General features: G+C 41.4%; 2 protein-coding genes. Both read left to right on the top strand.

What is annotated here, in order from left to right:
* Positions 1–486 precede the first annotated feature (486 nt).
* Positions 487–1,764 carry a M20 metallopeptidase family protein gene (locus BP621_RS15900; protein WP_292391633.1) on the top strand — a complete coding sequence of 426 codons (1,278 nt, stop codon included), beginning with the start codon at positions 487–489 and terminating at the stop codon, positions 1,762–1,764.
* Between the two features lie 37 nt (positions 1,765–1,801).
* Positions 1,802–2,239 carry a GNAT family N-acetyltransferase gene (locus BP621_RS15895; RefSeq protein ID WP_292391621.1) on the top strand — a complete coding sequence of 146 codons (438 nt, stop codon included), beginning with the start codon at positions 1,802–1,804 and terminating at the stop codon, positions 2,237–2,239.
* Positions 2,240–2,647: the final 408 nt, after the last annotated feature.

The following is a 2,647-nucleotide window of genomic DNA, read 5'->3' as shown; positions in this document are numbered from 1 at the left end:
GTGACAAGAAAATCCCTCAGGCGTGTTTTTAGCATTTATACCATCATCCCTGGAAATTATAGGAGTAATTCAGAGTATTTGGATTTAAAGAACCTTAACGGCCGGGCTTTATATAATATATCAGGAAATGTATTGTACCACTCATGTATATAATTATCAGGTTTAGTTCTGGAGCAAATGCCGTACTAAAACGGATAATATACCTGGAGTTACAAATACTGAAGGGAAATATACTGAAAGGTAAAATAAAACACAAACAAAGTATATTAAAATAGAGCATATTAAAATAAAATATACTTAGTATACTAAGATAAAATATATTATTAGAGAGAGTAACTGCTAGACACGGTAAATGTTACTACAGGACCATTAAAATCAGTGGATATTACGGATAGCAGGTATTACAGACAATATAGGTATTACAGACAATATAATAACTACGGCCTATTAAACGGAATAGACTGCAAATGCAGAACATCCGAGGGAATGCTTTTGAGAGAGAATCCGAGTGCAAAAGCGCTTGAACCCTGGATTATACAGCTCAGGCGCGAATTTCACAGATACCCCGAACTCAGTTTTGAAGAATATGAGACCCAGAAGAAAATCCTGAAAATCCTTGGAGATCTAGGAGTAGAAGCCAGAAAAATTGCAGACACCGGCGTACTTGCAAGCATCCGAGGGAAGTTACCTGGTCACTGTATTGCCCTTCGATCCGATACGGATGGATTGCAGGTACAGGAAGAATTGACTGAAAGAAATAGCGACTATATCTCTAGAAACGATGGAGTAATGCATGCCTGCGGACACGACGGGCACATGGCAATGCTTTTTGGGGCTGCACGGCTTTTTCAGGAGAATAGGAATTTTCCAGGGGAAGTTCGTCTTATCTTCCAGCCTGCCGAGGAAATTCCGCCAGGAGGTTCGGAGAGGGTAATTGCCGAAGGGGGACTTGAGGGCGTGGATGCGATTATTGGCATGCACATTTTCACAAATCATGAGTCTGGAAGCGTGAGCTTCCGTCCCGGACCTTTCATGGCAAGCACTAACAGGTTTGAAATCATCCTCAAAGGAAAAGGAGGCCATATTTCAAGGCCTGAAAGCTGCATTGACCCCGTCCGAATAGCAACGGATTTTATGAGTAAGCTTTATCCTGCTCTGGAAAAGCAGCTTGAACCGGATAAGTATATCATTGGCGTTGGGAGGATTCGAGGAGGAGCCCAGTTCAATAGAATTCCTGATACTGTAGAGATTCTCGGAAGTTACCGAACCTTTGACCGGGAGACTACAGATATCATTGACAGAACAATAAAGGAATGCCTGGAAGAGGTAGTAAATAGATACGCAAAGCCAGGAGAGGAATTTTCAGGCTTTCCGAACTACGAGCTTGATATACTTCACGGCTATCCTGTCCTTGTGAATGACCCTATGTTCACAGAAGCTGTAAATTCAAAGCTGCAGGAGAGTTTCCCGGAACTTACAGTTTACCCCGAAATCGAAAAAACCTTTGCCGCCGAGGATTTTGCAAGTTATCTGCAGAAAGTTCCTGGGATTTTCATTTCGCTGGGTAACCTAAACCCGGAAAAAAGGATCCTGGAAATCAATCACTCATGCACTTTCGATATTGATGAGAATATCCTGATTACCGGTACGGAGATTTTTTATACTCTTTCTCTGGACTTCCTCAAAAATTCGGAAAAATATCTCAATTCCCAGAGTTGTTTCAACCCCGAACCCTTAAGAAAGAGCCTGAAAACCGATAGGTGAACAGGAAATAAACTTTCCGGTTTGCGGAGTGAGTTAAATGATAATCCAGAGATATGACGATTCCAGAAAGGAAGAAGTCCGTGACGTTGTGCTTGGAGTGTTGAAGGAGCACGGCTTTGAACCTGACAGGCTAAAAGATGCCGACCTCAATGATATAAACGGTTATTACTTTGGATGCGGAGGCGCTTTTTTTGTGGGAATCATTGACGGCAAAGTCGTAGGCACGGCAGGTGTCCGAAAACTTGCCGGAAATCTGTGCGAAATCCGGCGTATTTATCTTAAAAAAGCCTTCAGGAACAAAGGAAACGGAAAACAGCTCTTCAGAACTGCTCTTGATTTTGCTGAGAAAAACTGCTCCGGCGCGGTCCTTAAAACCGACTCAACTCTCACGAAAGCGATAGATATGTACCTCAAGCACGGCTTTACTTTCCAGAAAGAAGAGACAGGGTACCTGTATTTCGAGAAAATGTTTTAACGCCCGAGTCCAGTCTCGGGAGGACTGTGCCCTTTTCGCTCACTTTGTTCGCTCAAGAGAGCTGAATCTGACCTTCCGCAGGTGCCTGATATATTTATCTATTTTTCCATTAATATATTAATATTAAAAATATCTTATCTTTATCCAGATTCATGTGTCTTTGGTTAAGGAATCAGTTAACCATAACATGGCTACTGCAATTATTTACGCATCTTGATTTACTTTACAGGTTTTAAAAAACATAATAATAGTAACACGTTTCTAACAGATCGTATCTTAACCGATGACGAATGTATCCGGATTTAATTATGCTTGTTACAACACGTTCTCTTGATCATCACGGAATCGTTTCTGGCATTTATAATGAACTTTATATTGGAAAGGTAATGACGAGACTCAGTGCCAAAA

This window comes from Methanosarcina sp. UBA5 (assembly GCF_002505485.1).
Taxonomy (GTDB): domain Archaea; phylum Halobacteriota; class Methanosarcinia; order Methanosarcinales; family Methanosarcinaceae; genus Methanosarcina.
Note: the sequence above shows the minus strand (reverse complement) of the source record. Positions and strands in the feature narration are given on the sequence as shown.